22 protein-coding genes are annotated in these 19528 nt (G+C 58.0%); 11 read left to right on the forward strand and 11 right to left on the reverse strand.

Annotation, left to right across the window (positions count from 1 at the left end; all coding sequences use genetic code 11):
• Positions 1-427 precede the first annotated feature (427 nt).
• The 5 genes from rplS to EKD05_RS01970 are packed head-to-tail and all read left to right on the forward strand — an operon-like array spanning position 428 to position 3009.
• The gene (rplS, locus tag EKD05_RS01950; RefSeq protein ID WP_097651560.1) at positions 428-793 is read left to right on the forward strand and encodes a 50S ribosomal protein L19; all 366 of its coding nucleotides are present in this window, start codon (positions 428-430) and stop codon (positions 791-793) included.
• A 4-nt stretch (positions 794-797) separates the two neighbouring features.
• The gene (locus EKD05_RS01955) at positions 798-1487 is read left to right on the forward strand and encodes a class I SAM-dependent methyltransferase (RefSeq protein ID WP_240695580.1); all 690 of its coding nucleotides are present in this window, start codon (positions 798-800) and stop codon (positions 1485-1487) included.
• A complete protein-coding gene (locus EKD05_RS01960; RefSeq protein ID WP_129670633.1) occupies positions 1471-2103 on the forward strand; it encodes a ribonuclease HII in 633 nt (210 codons plus the stop codon). The genes EKD05_RS01955 and EKD05_RS01960 overlap by 17 nt, the downstream gene beginning before the upstream one ends.
• 1 nt (position 2104) lies before the next feature.
• A complete protein-coding gene (locus EKD05_RS01965) occupies positions 2105-2482 on the forward strand; it encodes a hypothetical protein (RefSeq protein ID WP_129670634.1) in 378 nt (125 codons plus the stop codon).
• Positions 2483-2511: 29 nt separating this feature from the next.
• Entirely contained in the window at positions 2512-3009 is a 498-nt protein-coding gene (locus EKD05_RS01970) for a hypothetical protein (protein ID WP_129670635.1), read from the forward strand.
• 55 nt (positions 3010-3064) lie between these two features.
• Here the strand turns inward: EKD05_RS01970 and EKD05_RS01975 are convergent, their stop codons facing one another.
• Entirely contained in the window at positions 3065-3556 is a 492-nt protein-coding gene (locus EKD05_RS01975; RefSeq protein WP_129670636.1) for a MarR family winged helix-turn-helix transcriptional regulator, read from the reverse strand.
• A gap of 174 nt (positions 3557-3730) precedes the next feature.
• On the opposite strand from EKD05_RS01975, the gene EKD05_RS01980 reads away from it, so the two are divergent.
• Positions 3731-4594, forward strand: coding sequence for a hypothetical protein (locus tag EKD05_RS01980; protein ID WP_129670637.1), 864 nt, complete (start codon positions 3731-3733; stop codon positions 4592-4594).
• On the opposite strand, the gene EKD05_RS01985 is transcribed toward EKD05_RS01980, so the two are convergent.
• Together EKD05_RS01985 and EKD05_RS01990 are read right to left on the reverse strand one after the other, a co-directional pair.
• Positions 4583-5542 carry a GTP-binding protein gene (locus EKD05_RS01985; RefSeq protein WP_129670638.1) on the reverse strand — a complete coding sequence of 320 codons (960 nt, stop codon included), beginning with the start codon at positions 5540-5542 and terminating at the stop codon, positions 4583-4585. The two genes, EKD05_RS01980 and EKD05_RS01985, sit on opposite strands and share 12 nt — an antisense overlap.
• Positions 5543-5550: 8 nt before the next feature.
• A complete protein-coding gene (locus tag EKD05_RS01990) occupies positions 5551-6696 on the reverse strand; it encodes a lipocalin-like domain-containing protein (protein ID WP_129670639.1) in 1146 nt (381 codons plus the stop codon).
• A 63-nt stretch (positions 6697-6759) separates the two neighbouring features.
• Here EKD05_RS01990 and EKD05_RS01995 point away from each other — a divergent pair, with 63 nt between their 5' ends.
• The 5 genes from EKD05_RS01995 to EKD05_RS02015 all read left to right on the forward strand — a co-directional run bounded on the left by EKD05_RS01995 (position 6760) and on the right by EKD05_RS02015 (position 11263).
• On the forward strand, positions 6760-7242 hold the full coding sequence (locus EKD05_RS01995; RefSeq protein ID WP_129670640.1) for a hypothetical protein: 483 nt from the start codon (positions 6760-6762) through the stop codon (positions 7240-7242).
• Positions 7243-7813: 571 nt separating this feature from the next.
• The gene (gene folE, locus EKD05_RS02000) at positions 7814-8527 is read left to right on the forward strand and encodes a GTP cyclohydrolase I FolE (RefSeq protein WP_129670742.1); all 714 of its coding nucleotides are present in this window, start codon (positions 7814-7816) and stop codon (positions 8525-8527) included.
• Between the two features lie 210 nt (positions 8528-8737).
• Positions 8738-9583 (forward strand): ABC transporter substrate-binding protein, encoded by an 846-nt coding sequence (locus tag EKD05_RS02005; RefSeq protein WP_165360541.1) that lies wholly within the window; start codon positions 8738-8740, stop codon positions 9581-9583.
• 125 nt (positions 9584-9708) lie between these two features.
• On the forward strand, positions 9709-10509 hold the full coding sequence (locus tag EKD05_RS02010; RefSeq protein WP_129670641.1) for an amino acid ABC transporter permease: 801 nt from the start codon (positions 9709-9711) through the stop codon (positions 10507-10509).
• A 4-nt stretch (positions 10510-10513) separates the two neighbouring features.
• Positions 10514-11263 carry an amino acid ABC transporter ATP-binding protein gene (locus tag EKD05_RS02015; RefSeq protein ID WP_129670642.1) on the forward strand — a complete coding sequence of 250 codons (750 nt, stop codon included), beginning with the start codon at positions 10514-10516 and terminating at the stop codon, positions 11261-11263.
• A gap of 6 nt (positions 11264-11269) precedes the next feature.
• Here EKD05_RS02015 and EKD05_RS02020 read toward each other — a convergent pair whose 3' ends face one another.
• The 8 genes from EKD05_RS02020 to EKD05_RS02055 all read right to left on the reverse strand — a co-directional run bounded on the left by EKD05_RS02020 (position 11270) and on the right by EKD05_RS02055 (position 19490).
• Positions 11270-11908: a hypothetical protein gene (locus EKD05_RS02020; RefSeq protein ID WP_129670643.1), complete on the reverse strand. Its 639-nt coding sequence runs from the start codon at positions 11906-11908 to the stop codon at positions 11270-11272.
• Positions 11909-12053: 145 nt separating this feature from the next.
• Complete coding sequence (locus tag EKD05_RS02025; RefSeq protein ID WP_129670644.1) at positions 12054-12971, reverse strand: bifunctional riboflavin kinase/FAD synthetase; 918 nt, start codon at positions 12969-12971, stop codon at positions 12054-12056.
• A 36-nt stretch (positions 12972-13007) separates the two neighbouring features.
• Positions 13008-15533, reverse strand: coding sequence for a PAS domain S-box protein (locus EKD05_RS02030; protein WP_129670645.1), 2526 nt, complete (start codon positions 15531-15533; stop codon positions 13008-13010).
• 24 nt (positions 15534-15557) lie between these two features.
• Complete coding sequence (locus EKD05_RS02035) at positions 15558-16229, reverse strand: phosphoribosyltransferase family protein (RefSeq protein WP_129670646.1); 672 nt, start codon at positions 16227-16229, stop codon at positions 15558-15560.
• Between the two features lie 18 nt (positions 16230-16247).
• A complete protein-coding gene (pyrF, locus tag EKD05_RS02040) occupies positions 16248-16967 on the reverse strand; it encodes an orotidine-5'-phosphate decarboxylase (RefSeq protein ID WP_129670647.1) in 720 nt (239 codons plus the stop codon).
• Complete coding sequence (locus EKD05_RS02045; protein ID WP_129670648.1) at positions 16964-18025, reverse strand: quinone-dependent dihydroorotate dehydrogenase; 1062 nt, start codon at positions 18023-18025, stop codon at positions 16964-16966. Before EKD05_RS02045 ends, pyrF begins: the two co-directional genes overlap by 4 nt.
• A gap of 4 nt (positions 18026-18029) precedes the next feature.
• On the reverse strand, positions 18030-18356 hold the full coding sequence (locus EKD05_RS02050; protein ID WP_129670649.1) for a hypothetical protein: 327 nt from the start codon (positions 18354-18356) through the stop codon (positions 18030-18032).
• A gap of 63 nt (positions 18357-18419) precedes the next feature.
• Positions 18420-19490 (reverse strand): phosphotransacetylase family protein, encoded by a 1071-nt coding sequence (locus EKD05_RS02055; protein WP_129670650.1) that lies wholly within the window; start codon positions 19488-19490, stop codon positions 18420-18422.
• Positions 19491-19528 lie beyond the last annotated feature (38 nt).

The following is a 19528-nucleotide window of genomic DNA, read 5'->3' on the forward strand; positions in this document are numbered from 1 at the left end:
ATCGGGATGAGGTCGGCATCGCGCTGATGCCCGAACAAGTCGCCCGGTACTCCAATAGATACGACCCTCCGTGTCGTTCCCGCGCAGGCGGGAACCTAGGCCGCACACGCGGCCACCAGCCCGCGTACCACGGGTCGTTCCCGCGCAGGCGGGAACCTAGGCCGCACACGCGGCCACCAGCCCGCGTACCACGGGTCGTTCCCGCGCAGGCGGGAACCCAGGGCTGGCATTTGCGTTGACCGCGCCGATGATGCAGTTACTGCCTTCAAACAAAGTTGTCTCGGATGGAACCCTATGGTATACTACACGCTTGTGAACTGCACTGGCAGCGTCTTATGCTGCTCTGCTTGCTTATTCTGTTGCCTCATCAGTCCCGCGTTGGTGCGGGCGCCTGGTAGAGGTTGATGCTGAAAGGAACGACATCGTCATGTCGCAGCAAACCCTGGATGATTTGGCTCAACGCTATCTCAAGCCTGCTCTTCCTGAGTTTCAGGTGGGTGATACCGTGCGCGTTGGGGTGAAGGTGGTTGAAGGAACTCGTGAGCGTGTGCAGGATTTTGAGGGTGTCGTGATTCGCCGCCGCAGTGGTGGTTTGAATGAGAATTTTACGGTGCGCCGCATTGCTTCGCACGGGATCGGTGTTGAGCGTACTTTTTTGGTGCATGCGCCTCGGGTTGATTCGATCAAGGTGATTCGGCGCGGTAAGGTGCGTCGGGCCAAGCTCTACTATCTGCGTGGGCGTTCGGGCAAAGCGGCTCGGATCAAAGAGCGTCGCGATACGGTGCGTCGCTAAACTGGTGTTGCTCTATCGCCGTGTGGTGCGGTGGGCTTTTCACGTGCTCTACCACGAGTTTGCGTGGAGTTATGACTTTGTAGCGGCGCTGGTGTCACGTGGGTACTGGCAGCGCTGGACAGCAGCAGCGCTGCCTGAGTTGCATGGTGTGACGCTTGAGCTTGGCGTGGGGCCGGGCCACATGCAAGTGGCCCTTGCGAACCGTGCGGCAACTTTTGGCTTGGATCGCTCGCCCACGATGCTGGCCCTTGCTGCCAGACGGGTGCGTCGGGCAGGGGCAACACCCCGTTTGATGCGTGCGGATGCCGCCGCGTTGCCTGTGCGCTCGGCGGCTTGTGCGACGCTTTTTGCTACCTTTCCCTCGGAATATATCGTCGATCCCGCAACGCAGGCTGAAATTCGCCGCGTGCTGGTGCCCGGCGGTCGGCTGGTGCTGGTGCCGTTTGCCGAACTGGATGCCGGTTGGTATCAACGGTTGATGGCGCTGGCGTACCGTCTGACGCTTCAGTTCCGCCCGCGTGTCGATCACCAATCTGACCAGGGGGCCTCCTTGCCTGGATCGCCCGCTGGGACGCCCGAGCGCCTCGAACTGGCCGGGATGATTCTCCACGGCCGCTGGGTGAGGGTCGGGGCGAGTCGCGTAATGGTGATGGTTGGTACTCACGGTCAGGAGGCATATGGCACCGACCTGTGAATACGAACGTGAGCTTGTAGCGCAGGGCTATCAGGTGATTGCTGGTCTTGACGAGGCCGGTCGTGGGTGCTGGGCCGGGCCAGTCGTCGCGGCTGCGGTCGTCTTTCCGCGTGATCTGTTGATGCGCTCGGAGACTTTGTACGGCATTGACGACTCCAAGCAACTCTCTGCCCTTGCGCGTGAGCAGGGCTATGCTCAGGTGAGGCGATGGGCAACAGGAATTGGTGTCGGTATTGTCCCGGCCTACCTGATTGATGCCTTTGGCATTATTGCCGCGACGAGGCTGGCAATGATGGTTGCGTTGCTGCAGTTGCCCTGTCAACCTCACGCACTCTTGCTTGATGCCCTGGTCTTGCCCACGCTACGCTTACCACAGCAGCCGTTGATCAAAGGTGACGCCCGCTCCCTCTCGATTGCTGCCGCCTCGCTGGTCGCCAAAGTGACCCGTGATCGCCTGATGCAGACGGCGGATCAGGCTTTTCCGGTGTACGGTTTTGCCGCACACAAAGGCTATGGCACGGCGCAACATAAACGCATGCTCGATCAACACGGCGCGTGTGGGTTGCATCGGCGTACTTTTGCCCCGCTGCTTGCCCTGCAAGCCGAGGGAGCCTGAGATGCGGTTTCGTACCCACCTGATCACTTCGTTACTTCTCGGCGCGGTCTGCTATCCCCGGCAGCCTGTCCAGTTTGCGTCTGTGGTGGTCGGGGGGACGTTGATTGATCTTGATCATCTGGTGCTTTATGCGATGCGTACCGGTGATTGGAGCATCGTTGGGGCGCTGCGGTATGATCGGTATCGTCACCTGCCGTTGCAGCCAGGTGATCATCGCCCGCGCTATGGTTTTTTGCGTTCGTGCTTGCATCGGCCTATGTTGAGTCTGCCGCTCTGCTGGGGGTTCGCCTGGCGGTATGCTGCCTTGCGCCCGGTGGCCCTGGGGGTGACATTGCATTTGATCCTTGATCGTCGCTGGAAGGGTTCTGTGGTACACTGAAGATCAAGCAATGAAGAAGGGAGGCCAGGATGGATGAATTTCTTGATCCGCTGGATTCCCAGCAGGAAGATCCCAGTGGTGAATTAGAGCGGCTTGCTCGTGAAGCACTGGAGGCACAAGCAGAGACGAATGATCCCATTGCGACCCGCCAACGTTGCCAACGTGTCATTGATCTCTATGCTGGTGGCTGGATTCAGAATGAACGTGATAATTTTTATGCCGCATGGGTGATGATCTGCGGTGAAAGCCAGGGCCATTTTAGCTTGGCGCAACTCTTTGCGCGTCGGTCGGCTGAACTTGGCGAAGATCGGGCCTGGACGTTGTGGGCGATGGCGTGGGATCGCTGGCTAGTAGCCGCAGGGAAACCACAACGCTTTGGTACCCAAATTATTAAACAGCACGGACGCTGGTCACTCGGTGTCGTTGATCCGGCGATTAGCGATCTCGAGCGTGCCCTTTTTGCTGTGCCCCCACTCTATGTGCAACTTCAGCGCGCTGAACAGTTGCAGCGCCAAGAGAATAACTGACCCGCCAAAACGCTGCGAGGACTTTTGTCCAGCAGCGTTTTGGCGGGTCATCAAGTCAGATGGCATCGCATCCTTGCTCGGTATCAGGATGCACTTCCTGAAGACCGGTGAAGAGTTGTTGCAAAAGATCACGCAATTCCTGAACCTGCGGCTGCGAGAGGGTTCGCATGCGTCGATGAACACCCGCATGATGGCGTGGACGGATCTGGCGGAGCTTTTCCGCCCCGGCTTCGGTGAGACAGATCAGGCTCACCCGACGATCCTGCGGGTCGGGACGACGTTCGACGAATCCTTTGCTGATCAAACGGTCGACGATGCCAGTCAAATTGCTGTTGTCACAGAGCATGCGACTGCTGATTTCGCTCAGCGGAACCCCCTGGGCGTTGGCGTAGGTCAAAATCATAAACTGAGGTACCGTCAGAGCCTCGCTACGTAAATCGTACCGATTGTAGGTCTCCATCATCGAACTAATCTGGCGGATCAGAGTGTACGCCTCAAGTTCAGGAGTGAGCAGTTCTGGTGAGGGTAGCTCAGAAGGCAGACTCATAACGTGACTTTCGTGTACTGTTTCGAGTGAGACAATTTGAGGATCACTCTTTTGATAGTTCAAACTATAACATGTTTTACCGCAGAATGTCAATAAGTCATACATGTTTTGCACAGCAAAACTGTGCAAAATGTTGGGCAAGCCTGAAACCCTTCCGGGGTGAGGAGGACGTGTATGCTCTCGGCGAGTTCACCAGTGCCGCGTTTTGATCGCATTGTTTCGCTGATCTTTGTGATCTTGATCGGCCTGGGGGTGATTTTTCTTGTTGATACCAACCCTGATACCCTGCGGATTGTGCCGGGGGGTGATCTGCCGACTATTACCCTGTCGTGGTTTCTGGTTGCGTTGCTGACCGTCATCACGAGTGTAGGCGCCGATCTGCTTGCCCGTGCGCATCCGCAGTTGCAGTCACGTACGTTGCCCGAGGTCAACCTTGGCTTTGTGCGGTTTGAGGTGGTGCCCAATTTCTGGGTGTTGCCCTCGCTGAGTGTGGTTGGTTCATTTGCCTTTTTCAGGCTCTTTAGCAATGCCTTCGAGGGCCTGGCCTTTGTGCTGGCCCTGGTTGCCGCTGGCAGTTCGCTCTTGATCGTGTTGCTTGCCCAGCATTATGTGCTTGATCGTACGCCCAGGGTCAGTCAGCTTGCGCAGGTGGTCTTGCAAGCGGTGGGCTATTTGCTGGCGTTTGGTATCTTTAGTGCGGTGAGTTATACGGGCTATCGTACGCTCTATTCAGCCTCGATGATTGGGCTGACTGGTGCGCTGCTTGCCTATGCGTTGCTGGCGTTTCATCCCCGTACCAGCACGGTGCTCTTAGCGCTGCTCGTTGGTCTTGTGCTTGCTGAGGCGACGTGGGCGCTGAATTACTGGGCCACCTCTTTTTTGATCGCCGGAACAGTGCTCCTGGTGCTCTTTTATGTGGTGGTCAGTCTGTTGCAACATCAGGCTGCCGGTCGCCTGCAGCGAAGGATGTTGCTGGAATATGGCGTGCTGGGCGGGGCTCTCTTTGTGACGATTGCCTATGTGGCGTTACTGATCTAGTAGTTCGTCGTACCGCTGGCGCCAATGGTTGGCCCGCTCGGGCGCGTCGGCACAGCGATCCAGGTTGGCAAAGATCTGCGCGGCAAGCGGTTCGAGGTCAGGCCCAATCAAGATGAGCCGGTTGAGCGGTTGCTGGTGCTGTCGCGGTCGTACGCTGGTCAGGCTGTGCCGTCCAAAGACGTGGTGGACTTCGTTGGGCCACGGGGCATCAGTGCAGTGAACAAGGCCCTTCGCTCGGTAAACCCGCTCGGGCAGGCTCGCCAGGGTTTGCTCGAAGGCACTGCGTATCAGGGGCGTGTCGTTGCTCCAACTGAGCGCACTGAACCCGTCTTGTGTGCGGTGCCCAGCGTACGCGGGTGGGTCTTCCCCTTCCATCCGAAGGCTAAAGAGCAGATCAGCAGGAACGAGGCCCTGAACCGTTGGGACAAGCGCGGCACGGGCATTGATGCGTTGCACCTCTTCACTGACCTGTTTGCATCTTTCTGTGGAAATAAGATCGGTTTTGTTGAGAATAATCAGATCGGCTGCCTGTAGTTGCCAGGTGGTGACTGGTGAGGCAGCGAGGGCTGCTGCGAAATTGGTGGCATCAACCACCGTCACAATCGCATCGAGGGGCAGTTCGGCAGCCCGGATGCGGCGCACCAGGCCGCCTGGTTCGGCGAGGCCGCTGGTTTCGACCAGGATTTGGTCGGGATGGTAGTCCAGCAACTCTTCGACGGCCAGCAGGAAATCCGAGCCTGCTTCGCAACAGACGCAGCCGCCGGCGAGTTCAACAATCGGGGCGTGACCGCTGCGAGCGAGCGTTGCGCCATCCAGGCCGATCTGGCCAAATTCGTTGACAATTACGCCCAGACGCCGACGCGTGCTTGCCTCTGCCACCAGTCTGCGCACGAGTGTTGTTTTGCCACTGCCCAGAAAGCCTGTCACGAGCGTCAAAGGTGTTTGCATAGCTTAACCTACCAGCGACAATCAACCGAACGGCAATCGTCGCCCGCATAGCCGGTCAATTCGACATAGCCGCGCCCGCTGAGGGGCTGCCCGCCCTGTGAACCCTGGACGTCTACCGCGCCTTCCCAGTAGATAATCGTGACGGGCAACTCCTGGTCACGTAACGCGGGTTGGATGGTGAGTTCGAGCGCAAGCTCGGGAATGGTGAGTTGCCAACCCGATGGGTAGACGGCCCCGCTACGCGGGCTGCGCCAGGTGTCGAGAACGTCGAGCGTCACTGGGGCTTGATCCAAGATGCGCATTGTGCCGTCTGCCTCGACGAGTGAGCCGAGGCGGTAGCTGATGGCATCGGCTGTCCGCACCTGTGCGTACATTATTTCGCGTCCATCATCAAGCTGAAGGCTGAACCAGTCCCACCCGACGGCCCCATCTTCAAGGGCACTGGTGCCCCACTCGTGATCCATCCAGCTGAGCCCGGTGACCGCATACTGTGCGTCGCCGATGCGCACGGTGCCGTTTGTCTCCATCCGGGTCAGCGAATAGTAGAACGAGGCATTGCCGGGAGTCAAACCCTTTTGGCTCAAGCCCTGGTCGCCCTGAAGCGCCGGAGCTTTGCGGCTCACGAGGGTCAGATCAAGGGCAACCTCCTCTTCGGCGGCGCGGAGGTGCATGGTCATCCCCTCGGGGCCACTCCCTTCGGCTGACCAGTCTTCGAGGAAGACCCGAAACGGCTCACCCGACGCCCCGGCGAGGCCGACCGCATCGCGGCTGAAGCGTTCAAAGGCATAAAAGCGGCCATTTGCCACATCACTGAGCGCCAGATGGGCCATATAGATCGCACTGGTTCCCCAGGGCGAAGCCCGTTCGGGCGGCTCAGGCGTCAGCGCACTGCGAAAAAAGGTCAACTGATAACCGAAACGGTGCTCACCGGCGTCAAGGTTGCCTGTATAGTACCACCACTCAATCGCATACTCAGGGTGTGGTCCGTGATCCTGTGGGAAGACAAAGGGCCGTGGCTCGAGCACACGGGCAAAACCACTGTCGCTTCCACGGTTGATGGCCTCAACCGCATCGAGGCGCGCCGTAATCGAGGGTGGCGGGGCGGTGCAGCCTGTGATCAAGAGGATACCAATCAAAATGAGCCAATAGGGCATATCTTTTACGCTCTTCTAGCGGTATATGGTGTATCGACTTATTCATTGTACCTGGATTTTGTTATGCTTGACGACCAACCTGAAGATCAGGCGCGTGTGCTTGTGGTCATTGTGCCACAGCCACGTGATCTGGCACTTGCTCGTGACGAGGGCTGGTATCGTGTGCCCCTGGCCCACACACCGGCGCAGTTTGCCGCAGACTACCTGGCCTTTTACCAGACGGCGGCCTTTGGCGACGAGCGCTGGTCAGTTCGCTTCTATGCCGAAGTCTTGCGCTACACGATCCAGACGCGACGCGAATTATTGCCCGACGAACCGGATCACCCGCGGGCCAACGAGCGCTACTATCGCGTCACCCTGGGGCCGTTGCGTGAGCTGCCGTTGCCTGTACCGTCGGCGCGGCTGCGTCGGGTCGTCTTTATTGCGACCACCTTTGGGCAACTACGTCGGGCAAGCGATCTGCGTGACCTCTATCACCCGGATGAAGACGACCTGCCTGATGACGATCTCTGGGGGGCTGGGTTGGCAGGACGCACCTTGCGTTAAAGAAGATGCAAGCGCCCTGTTTAATCCTGTAGGGCAATCGGATCACACGAAACCGGATAAAAAAAAGACGCTTTCTTTGGCAGCATGTGCATGCAACCAGCGGCGCAAACGTGCGAGCAGGGGGGGGCCTGGCGGGGGCTCCTATCAGGCCCGGCGGCACCCGCCAACAACGGGGCACCCGCAAGGGGTGCCCGTACCGCAAGGGGTGCGGGCGGGGTGTAGGGGCACCCCTTGCGGGTGCCCTGGCGGGGTGCCCTGGCGGGGTGCCCGTACCGCAAGGGGTGCCCGTACAGGGCCGGGGCGCGGGCGGGGTGTAGGGGCACCCCTTGCGGGTGCCCTGGCGGGGTGTGTACACGGAAGGTGCAACCGCCATGTTTAATCCTGTGCAAGTACTTGACAAATTCTGTGCAAGTGGTATTGTTAATAGCGGTGCTGTAATATAAAGAATGATTTGTGGCAGCGCATTTTAGCGACCCGACTGGCGCAAAGATCCTGAATGACTGAAGTAATTGCTGGCAATGGTTGCCAGGCTATCGTCGAGAAGATTGAAGAGGAAACAAACCTAATGGGTATGCATAACGGAAATGGACACAACGGGAACGGACACAATGGCAATGGGCAGCATCATCGGAGTGTCGGTGAGCTTGATGGACACGACTATGATTTGTTGATTGTCCCTGGTCGCGGCAAGCTTGAGGGTGTGACGTACACCTCTGATCCGCAGATCGAGGGGGCAGTGCGCGAGATCCTCGACGGGATCGGTGAGCAGCCGGATCGTGAGGGTCTGCTCAAGACGCCTTCGCGGGTCGCCAAGATGTATGCCGAGTTGACCGCTGGCTACCATGTCGATCCCGAGGCATTGATCAACGATGCGATCTTTACGGTTGGCTATGACGAGATGGTGGTGGTCAAGAATATTGATTTCTACAGCCTGTGTGAGCACCACATGCTGCCCTTTATGGGTCAGGTGCATGTTGCCTACATTCCCAATGGCAAAGTGGTTGGCCTGAGCAAGATTCCGCGCATTGTTGAGATGTTTGCCCGGCGCTTGCAGGTGCAAGAGCGGATGACGGTGCAGATCGCCGACTTCATCAATGAGCACCTCGAGCCGCAGGGTGTCGCTGTGGTCGCCGAAGGAGTGCATATGTGCTCGGTGATGCGTGGCGTCAAGAAGGCCAATGCCAGCATGGTCACCTCGGCGATGCGCGGCGTCTTCCGCGATGACTCCAAGACCCGCGGCGAATTCATGGCTCACGTTGGGCGTTCGCGTTCATTTGAAGCGTAAGGTTCTCTATCGGCCACGTTGTGGGTCGCCTCTAAAACCTGTGCTTAGCTTCGTGAAATTGATCTTCCTGGAACCTACGGTTCCAGGAAGGTCGCAACAAATCTCCTCATCAACCAAGATCAAATATGTTATTCTATGCACATGCCAGCGAAGCGTAGCCTGTGGCAGGGTTCGGTGGTTCGTTTTCGTTTAGTGTAAGGAGAATGACCTATGCGACGGTTGGCGATGGTGGCTCTTGTGAGCCTGTTGCTCGTGTTGGTTGCAGCGTGTGGTGGGCAACCCGCCGCAGCACCGACACCGACGAGTGCCCCAAGCACAGATTCCTCGACCCAGACGGAAGGTGGTTTGCCCGATCTTGGGGGCCGCAGTGTGACAATTGCAGTCGAAAATGCCTATCCTCCCTTCAACTATATCAATCCCCAGACGGGGCAGGGTGAAGGGTGGGATTACGATGCCTGGAATGAGATTTGCCGCCTTTTGAACTGCACGCCAGTCTATCAGGAGGCTTCGTGGGAGGGGATGATCCAGGCGGTCAGCAATGGACAGTTTGATGCGGCTGCCGATGGCATTACGATCACGGAAGAGCGTGCCCAGCAGGTCGATTTTTCTGATGGCTACATTCAGATCAGCCAGCGCCTGCTTGCCCTGGTTGGCGAGGATCGCTTTGCAAGCATGGACGATTTCATTGCTAATGAGAGCCTGTTGCTCGGGACGCAGACTGGCACGACCAACTATGAGACGGCGCGGAACCTGTTGCCCGAGAACCGCATCCAGGCCTTTGAGCAGTTCCCGTTTGCGGTTGCCGCGCTGCTCAATAGCGATGTTGACGCCGTCATTATGGACGAAACCGCCGGTCAGGGCTATGTTGGTACCAATGCCGAGCGTCTCGAGTTGATCGGCCCGGCGATCTCGAGTGATGAACTTGGTTTCATCTTCCCCAGGGGCAGCGATCTCGTTGAGCCGGTCAATCTGGCCCTCGCCGAGATGCGCAGCAGTGGCAAGCTTGATGAGTTGGCGGCGCGCTACTTTAGCGATGACTTCAAGTTGCCCGAGTAGGGTCTTTCTGGTGACGCGTAGCATGGAGTTGATGGCCGGTCAGCGTCGGGAACCCCTGCATGGTTTCCGGCGCTGACGATAGCCGCGACTGGCAAGACATGCTCTTGAGACAGAGGAAATGCTGTATGACGGTTGACCACGAGCGTCCCGAGATCCAGCCCCGTCCGCGTGACCTGCGTGCCCATTTGAATGAGTTTCCCTGGTGGTTGCTGATCATTTTGTCGGTCATTGGGTATATGGTGGTTCGGATTATTGTTGATCCGATCTATCGTAATATTTTCAATACGATCCTCCAGGGCCTCTCCACGACCCTCTACGTAACGGCTATCTCGTTTGTCTTTGCGCTTATTTTTGGCCTGTTCCTTGGGCTTGGGCGTGTCTCGACGAACGTGATTTTGCGCAACCTCTCGATTACCTATATTGAGTTCATTCGTGGCGTGCCAATGCTCGTGCTGATCTTTACGATCTCGTATGCGGTTGTGCCGCTCCTTGCACGTACCTTTGGTTTGTCCAATAATGCCATTTCGTTGACGTCGCGGGCGATTATTGCGCTGGTCTTGATCTATGGGGCCTATATTGCCGAGGTTTTTCGGGCCGGGATCGAGGCGATCGGGCGTGGGCAGATGGAGGCCGGTCGCTCGCTTGGTATGTCGCGCTGGCAGACGATGCGCTATGTCATGTTGCCCCAGGCGACGCGCAATATGCTGCCGGCACTGGGCAATGATCTGATTGCCTTGCTCAAAGATACGTCCCTGGTCTCGGTGCTTGGGGTGCGCGAAATTACCCAGGTCTCACGGCTGTCGGTCAGTACGTCGTTTCGCTATGAAGAGACCTATTTCATTCTGACGCTCTTTTATCTGAGCATGACGCTCGTCCTTTCGTTGCTGCTCCAATGGATCCAGCGTCGCGCCAAAATCAAAAGGTAGTGTGATGGTAGCAACTTCAGCCGACCCGATGATCAGGATCGAGAACGTCTCGAAGTTTTATGGTCATTTTCGGGCGCTTGACCAGGTCAGTCTTGATGTGCAGGCGGGTGAGGTGTTGATGATTGTTGGCCCGTCGGGGTCAGGTAAATCAACGCTGTTGCGCTGCATCAATCACCTCGAAGTTCCCGACGCTGGACGCATTGTTGTTGATGGCATTCTGCTCGATAACGATGAGAAGCATATCAATGCGGTGCGCGCCGAGGTGGGCATGGTCTTTCAGCGCTTCGAACTCTTTCCCCACCTCACGGTTAGCGACAATATTTGTCTGGCTCAGCAGAAGGTGCGCCGTCGCTCACGGGCCGAGAGTCAGACGATTGCGCGGGCCTTGCTCGAGAAGGTTGGCATTCCCGAACAGGCGCAGAAGTATCCCGAGCAACTCTCGGGTGGTCAACAGCAGCGCGTAGCAATTGCCAGGGCGCTGGCGATGCAGCCTAAGATTATGCTCTTTGATGAGCCGACGTCGGCCCTTGATCCCGAGATGATCAAAGAGGTACTTGACGTAATGCTTGCCCTCGCCCACGAGGGTATGACGATGGTTGTGGTCTCGCACGAGATGGGGTTTGCCCGCAATGCGGCACACCGGGTCGCTTTTATGGATCAGGGCCGGATTGTTGAACAGGGCCCCCCCGATAAGATCTTTGGCACGCCCCAACACGATCGCACCCAACTCTTTTTGTCACGTATTCTGCATTGAGCTCTGCTACCGCACTTCGATGATGAGTGGGTAGAGGGTTGTGTTGCGCCAGATGCCGAGGATTTCGACCGGGCCAAAGACGATGCGTCCGTCGTTGCTGGTGGTGAGTTGCTGCCGTACGGCTTCGTCGCGCAAGGGGTCGCTGAGCTTGATCTGGCGTGTGTTGTCGGCAGGAACGCCACCTGGTCCGAGCCGCTCGACTAGCAGGGCGCTTTGCGGTGAGGCGAGCAGTTCGCCACTGAGGCGTACTGGTTGCCCACTATAGAGCGCACTGTTGCGCAAGAGCAGATCGATAGTCAGATCGCGTGATGAACGTGAGATCAGGGTTGCTGAGGTCAGGCGGTACATATACGCCCCCCCTGGCCCGAATGCGCCCGGGCCTTCGAGGATGCCGCGAGCTTCAACGACCAGATAGCTGATTGCGCCAAGCACCACTGGCGCTGGTTCGGGGGGCAACGGCGGTACCTCTTCAAGCCAGATCAGTGCCGGGCCAATTGGCTGCGGCGTTGCCCCACTGATACTCAGCCCGTCGGTGAGTAGCGCCCCTCCTGCGCTCAGCACAAGCAAGCCAATGGTCTGGATCGCCCCTGGTTGTGGCTCGGCCAGGATTTCGCTAACGACGGGCACCGTTGGCGCTGGCAGCATCGTTGGGGCCGGTGTGGGCTCGCTGCTGCAGGCAGGTAGCAGAAGCAGTAGCCCACAGAACAAAAACACGAGTCGTGCAAGCATAGCTCAGAAAGATAGCGCGATCGCCATCTGGTAATCTACGGTGTTTCAGGGGGCCATCTGGTTACCCAAGGAGGGTGCGTGTGCGTGCTGCATCCTGGGCAATCTGACTCACCAGGGCCTCAATGCCACTGAATTTCTGCTCGCCGCGCAGATAGTGGCGAAATTCGAGGCGTAGCGTCTGCCCATAGAGATCCCCACTCCAGGCGAGCAGGTGGGCCTCGACGGTGCGCCGTACGCCATCAAAGGTTGGACGCAGCCCGATATTCGTTACGGCCGGCCACCGCATCTGCGCGGCGATCACGTAGCAGGCATAGACTCCATCGGCAGGCAGCAAGCGCCCTTCGGCAAGTTGCAGGTTGGCGGTAGGAAAACCGATCGTGCGGCCACGTTGATCACCCTGGATGACGGTACCCTGGAGGGCAAAGGGCCGCCCCAGCAATTGCCCAGCTATGCCTACCTCGCCCTGGTCAAGCAGTTCACGTACGCGTGAAGCACTGACCGGAGTTCCCTCGATCACGAGTTGACGAACAGTGCCCACGGCAAACCCCAGATTGGCCCCAATCTGCATCAGACTGGCTACGTCACCACTGCGCCCGCGGCCCATCGCAAAACCTTCACCCACCCAGAGTTCACGCAGTTGCACTGCTTCGGCAATGGTGCCCATGTATATCTCGGCACTGGTACGCCGGGTCGCTTCGGTAAAAGGGGCGATAATGAGCAGATCAGGCGCATATTGTTCAATCAGTGCGATCTTTTCATCAAGGGTGGTAAGCAAACGAACCGGCTGATCCGGGCGGAGCACCGTGTTCGGGTGGGGTTCCCAGGTCAACACGGCACTACAGAAATCGAGGGTTCTGGCTCGTTCGACCGTGGTTTTGATCAGTTGCTGGTGGCCCAGATGCAACCCATCAAACTTGCCCATCGTAAGAATTGTTGAACGCCTGGTGAGCCCAGGTTTGAGCGTACCGACAACTTCCACAGCGATGCTCCCGGCCAGGAACGACTTACAACCATCTTAGTGTACCATAACTGGTGCCCCGGCTTGATCAAGCATCGTCAGGAAGGTCTTGACGACCCACGGATCAAACATGCTGCCTGCCTGAGCCTCAATATACTCTCGGGCTGCCTGGTGGCTCAAGGCTGTGCGATAGGGTCGATCCGACGTGAGGGCATCCCAGACATCAACAATGGTAAAGATGCGTGCGGCCAGGGGGATCTCGTCACCCTTTAGTCCTCGTGGATAGCCGCTACCGTCCCAGTGTTCGTGATGGCAGTAGGGAATCGCGAGGGCGGGCCTCAGAAAAGCGATTGGTTGCAAGAGTTGATAGGCATATTCAGGGTGGCGGCGCATGATCCGCCATTCGTGGTCGGTCAGTGGCCCGGGTTTGTGCAGGATGGCATCGGGAATGCCAATCTTGCCAATATCGTGCAAGAGCGCCCCGCGTCGCACATGCTCCAATTCTTCTTCATTGAACCCGAGTGCCCGAGCAAGTTGGAGGGTCAACAGGGTCACGCGACTGCTATGGCCTTCGGTCTCGCGGTCACGGAGGTCGAGCGCCTGTGACCAGCCTGCCAGCGTGCTATCGTATGATGCGATCAAGGCATCGTGAGCGGTACGCAACGCTGCTTCTGCTTCTTTGCGTTCGGTAATATCCTGCTTGATCGCCACAAAATGGGTGATGCCATTGCCATGCATCTGGACTGGGGTAATGACCTGTTCTTCGGTATAGATCGTGCCGTCACGCCGCCGATTGATGGTTTCACCCTGCCAGACCTTGCCGGCTAGAACGGTTGCCCAGAGTTGGGCATAGAAGTGACGATCCTGATGGCCTGACGAGAAGATCCTGGGATTCTGGCCCAACACTTCTTCGGCGGGGTAGCCGGTCAGCGTTGTAAAAGCCGGGTTCACCCATTGGATGGTTCCCTTCGTATCGGTAATCACAATCGCGTTGGCGACCGCCGCCAGCACTTCGCCCTGAAGCCGGATCTGGGCTTCAGCGGCACGACGTTGACTTAGATCACGAATGACGCTGAGCAGCACTGATTCGCCTCCGTACCTCATGCTCGTGGAACTGACCTCGACGGGAAAGGTTGAACCATCAGCGCGCTGATGCTCGGTTTCAAAGATGAGCCCGCCTGAGGCGGCGGCGGCCAACTGGCCCCCAATAGTTGGACGCGTATTCGGCGCACGCAGGTCTTCGAGGGTGCATTGCAGCAACCTGGTGCGACTGTAGCCATACACTTCTTCAGCGGCAGCATTGGCCTCGATGATCCGTCGGTCGGCTTTGCGTACAAAGAGCACAATATCGTGCATGTTTTCCGAGAGCAACCGATAGCGCTCGAGAATCGCTTGGGCTTCGATGCGAGCGGTGATGTCGCGGGCGACGCCTTCAAGCGCCACGAAATGGCCTGCCTTATCGTAGATCCGTGTATGATGCTGTTCGATCCAGATGATTTCGCCATTTTTGCGCAACCAGCGCAAGGTCAGCGGGCCATCTGTGCGCGCCTGACTATTCAGCAGGGCTTCGAAGTGGGGGCGGTCGTCGGGATGCACAATGTCTAGGCAGAGGTTTGGGTCGTGATAATAGTCTTCCGGTGCATAGCCGGTGATGGTGGTGATGGCAGGGCTAATATATTCGGTGAAGGGGCGAGGATGCAGGCCAAGGCGATAGATGGCGTCAGGGGCATATTCGGCCAGGGTGCGGAAGCGTCGCTCACTCCTTTCCAGGGCTTCGACGGCATTGCGCCGCTCGCGCTCGCGGTAGGCTGACTCGATGGCAAAGGCTAGGTCATCGGCAAAGACCGTGAGTAGGCTTATTTCCTCGGGACTAAAGGTACGTGGCTGGTCGGCATAACAGCAGAAGGCCCCGACAATCTTCTCCTCGATCCATAACGGAAAGGCTGCTGATGACCGCAGGCCCTGGGCTTCGTACCGCGTTCGCCAGATCGCCATGTAGTCGGCTGCCTGGACATCAACACAGATGCGAGGTTCACCACTGCGTAACGCGGTTCCAAGCGGGCTTGTCATATGCGCATCATCGGTCGTGTCAAGGACGAGTTGATCGAGAAACGCTGTCCGCCCCCAGGCCGCGAGTGGGTAGATGCGGCTGGTTTCACTATCGATCAGCGCAACCCAGGCCAGTTGAAAGCCACCTCGTTCGGCGGCAATGCGACATGCTTGCTGCGCAATCGTGGTCGGATTGCGTTCGTAGATGATCGCCCGATTGACCGCAAAGAGTAGTTCGTAGAGGCGGGTAGTTTGTTTGATCGTTCGGAGAAGACGTAGGGCGAGGAAGGTGATCAGAAGGGTGGTGATGCTAATGAAGCCGATTCCTTTGATCATGCTGACCTGGATCAGGGTCTGTTCGTTCAGCAGCAACCTAAGCAGAATCCAGTCTGAGAGGATGATCCAGGAAAAGGAGACCAGAAAGTAGATGCCTCCTATCCAGAGGGCTTGATGCCAGAGTGGCGGCCCACGGTCTTGATCGAAGCGATGATGTTCATGTGCATCCTGGTTTGGCTTTTCTCTTCTACCCGCCATAGCTTTTATCCATATGTTCCGGTCTTATTCAACCGCAAAACGGTCTGGTTGCTCGCCTTGTGTGGTATGTTGACGGGCAAGGAAAGCGGCACCTTTGCCGAGGCGTGTATTGATGGGCTGGCCTGCTGCGCAGAGCGGGCATGCCTCAGCGTCAAAACTCTCAAGTGGTACGCTCGTCAGGCAAAAGAGGTCGGGTGCATCAATGGCGGCGGCGGTGATGCCCCCGCGATTGCAGAGTGCTCCGACGCCTACGACGGTGCCTCCGACGGCCCTGACTGCCTCGATCACCATGCGTACCGAGCCACCGGTCGTCAGGATATCTTCGACTACCAGTACCCGCTGAGCGTGAATGAGCTCAGCGTACCCCCGGCGAAAACTCCGTTGTTTGCTCCCTCCGCTCACTTCTTCTTCGGCATACACCGCCAGGATATCGCGGTTGCTCAGCCTGCTCAGATGATATGCCGTCCACTGAGCCATAATGACGCCACCCACGGTTGGCCCGGCCACCACATCAATCGCTGCGTTGGCAAAATGGTGCGCCAGCCGCTCACACACGGCGCTCGTGGCCCCCGTATGCGGATAGAGCGCATCTTTGTTGACATAACTGCTGCCGTGGCGACCCGAGGTGTAGACCAGGTGGTCATTGGTGATCAAGGCACCGACCTCGGCGAGGGTGACGAGAAGATCCTGTTGCATGAGCTAGCGTTTCTTTGTTCAACGGGCGAGTTCAGTGACGATACGGGCGGCAGCGGCGACAGGATCATCTGCTGCCGTGATTGGGCGCCCCACCACGAGATAGTCAACTCCGGCTGCAATAGCCTCGGCAGGCGTCATGATCCGACGCTGGTCATCGCGTGCAGCCCAGGTCGGGCGTACGCCTGGGGTCACAATCAGTAACTCCGGGCCACAGGCTGCACGAATGGCTGCGACTTCGTGTGGTGAGGCGACGACGCCATCGAGACCACACGCTTGCGCGAGGCGGGCGAGGTGGACAACATGGGCTTCGAGGTCGGCCCCAACGCCGAGTTCCTTGTGGAGTGCCTCTCCATCGACACTGGTCAGCACGGTAACGCCAAGCAAGAGCGGGCGTTGGGGCGCAGTGTGGGCCGCAGCGACGGCAGCTCGCAGCATAGCGGCCCCGCCCTGGCAGTGCAAGGTCAACATGCGCACGGCTGAGCCCAGTTCACAGACGGCGCGCACACTTGCTGCCACGGTGTTTGGAATATCGTGGAGTTTCAGATCAAGAAAGAGTGCGCCCCCCGCCTGTCCCACGGCTTCGACCACTTGCGGGGTTCCCATCGCAGTGCAGAGTTCGAGGCCCACTTTGAAGCCGCCAACATATGGTTGAAGGAGGCCAACCAGCTTGAGGGCCGCCTGGAGCGTCGCTACATCCAGCGCGACAAGGATGGGTTGTTCAATGCTACGCGCACTCATCGTACTCTCCTCGCGAGGGTCTGTTTGATCTGGCGGGGCAATCCTGGCCCCTGATAGACGAGCCCCGTATAAATCTGGACGAGGCTTGCTCCGGCCTCAAGCATGCGGAGGGCATCCTCGCCACATGCAATACCCCCTACCCCGATGATCGGCAGCGCGCCCCCGGTCTCTTGGGCAATAAAGCGAACGACCGCGAGTGCCTTTGCGGCGAGGGGGCGCCCACTCAGGCCACCGGTTTCACCTCGCAGCGAAGCGTCTTGCTCAGACAGGCCCTCGCGACTCAGGGTAGTATTTGTGGCAATGACGCCACTGATCGCGTGGGTTGCGCAGACGTCCAGCACTTCGCCCAGGGCCGACTCACTCAGATCTGGTGCGATCTTGACCAGAATTGGACGGGGTTGGCTTGCCCCATGTGCGGCCAGTTGGTGATTCTCGTGCGTGAGCGTGGCGAGCAACGCATCCAACTGGGCGCGATCCTGCAGGCTCCGTAGTCCGGGTGTATTAGGTGAACTGACGTTGACCGCAACATAGCTTGCATAGGGAAAGAGCGTCGTGAAAGAGGCAACATAATCTTCAATCGCGTGCTCAAGCGGGGTCTGTTTCGATTTGCCAATGCTGATGCCAAGTGGAATAGGAAGTGTTCCGAGTTGCTTGAGGCGTAGGGCGAGCGCATCGGCCCCGTGATTATTGAAGCCCATCCGATTGATAATGGCTTCATCTTTGATGAGACGGAAGAGACGCGGACGTGGATTACCGGGTTGGGCATGGTGGGTGACTGTTCCGACCTCAACAAAACCAAAACCGAGCGCGGCCCAGGCTGGCAACGCAACCCCATCTTTATCCATACCGGCGGCGAGGCCAACAGGGTTGGGAAAATGCACCCCGAAAAGCGTCCGTGCCAGTGATGAGGCTTGATCGGCATACAACCGCTGCATCAGGTACAAGAGCATCCGCCGACGCGCAACCATTGCCAGCAACGCAAGCGTCCGTTCGTGCGCACCTTCGGCATCGCCGCGGTGTAGGCGAAAGAGCGCCGGTCGTAACACATGCTGATACATAACGTCAGAAAGGCTCAACGCCAGCCTCTGAGAGACTATCAGCCAGGCGCTCGAGGTCGCCGATGGTTCGTACGCGCCCAATACGGTCAAGCAGACGTGAGCGCATCGCATCTTCCGCAATGACCGCCCGTTCGAGATACTGACGCAGATAGATCTGGATCAACTCAAGTTGCGCTGGTGCGAGTTTCTCACCGCGCATATAGACCTCAATGGCCGCTGCCAGTACCCCGGTTGTCTCCTCCATCCAGAAGCGAGGTGGCTGTTCCACCGCAAAAGGATAAGGATACTCAAGATTTTCCACAAAGACCAGCGGCCCAATCTGTTCTTCCATACGCTCAAAGACTCCACAACTCGTCTAGAGCGCAGAGCAGAAGCCCGTGCGACCAGGCTTCCCTCAGCGCAACCTCATTCCCATCGCATCATACAAACGATCAAAATCAAAACTCGCCTCCAACAGATCGGCAAACCGTTGCAGCTTGGCGGCCTGATGAAAGCGCACGCGCCCAAAGAGTCGTTCGGCCCGGTCGACCGTTGTCAGGGTATCATCAGGGACAAGCACAATGGGCACCTGACGCTCGTTGGCGCGGTCGAGCACCTGGGGACTGGGGCGGAAATTTCCTGTCAACACGAGGGCCGTCGTACTTGTCTCAAGTGCAGCGAGTTGCAGATCGCTGCGATCACCGCCGGTAATCACGGCCTTATTGGCGCGGCGGCGGAAAAACGAAATACTCGCATCCGCCCCCATTGCCCCGATCATCAACGCCTCGATCGTGCGGGTACACCATGCTGGTTGCCCAATCAACTGCCCCCCGAGATGTTCGAGCAGTTCATTGACCGTCACACCGCCGAGGGTTGAATCGCGTGGCATCAAGCCAAAGACAGGGATGCCACGTCGTTCGAGAAAGGGCATCACGCGACTCTGCACAAAGTCGAGATGCGGCTCTTCGATCTGATTGATCAATACACCGAGCAAGCGATCACCGACATACCGTTGCACCGACAGGATCGTATCAACATTGAGGGTCGAGCGATAGCGCGTCACCAGGAGTGTTGGGGCCTGCAACAGATCGGTTACCTGGTCGGAGGTCAAATCAACCAGGGCTCCTTCCGACCAGGTATTGGTACCTTCAAGCACCACGATATCTTTATCGCGCGCAATAGACAGATACGCATCACGGAGCGTTCGCGCATAGGTTGCCGACTGCCCACGCAAAATCGACTCGACCACACCAGGTGTAATCAAGACGGGTGCGATATGTTCCAGGGAGGCTTCCAGCCCGAGGGTACCGCGAATAAAGGCTGCATCCTCATCGATTGCTGCCTCGCGGGTATGCGCTACCGACACACTGACCGGCTTCATGTACCCAATTCTGAAGCCATCCTGCTGCATCCGGCGCAGTAACCCGATACAGACAGCGCTTTTGCCCACAAACGTCTCTGTTGAGGCGACATAGAGCGTTGCCATACAAACCTCCGCAGGAGAGAGCAAGATGTTGTTCCTCC

Origin of the sequence: Candidatus Chloroploca sp. Khr17 (assembly GCF_004138165.1) — a bacterium.
Classification (GTDB): Bacteria; Chloroflexota; Chloroflexia; order Chloroflexales; family Chloroflexaceae; genus Chloroploca.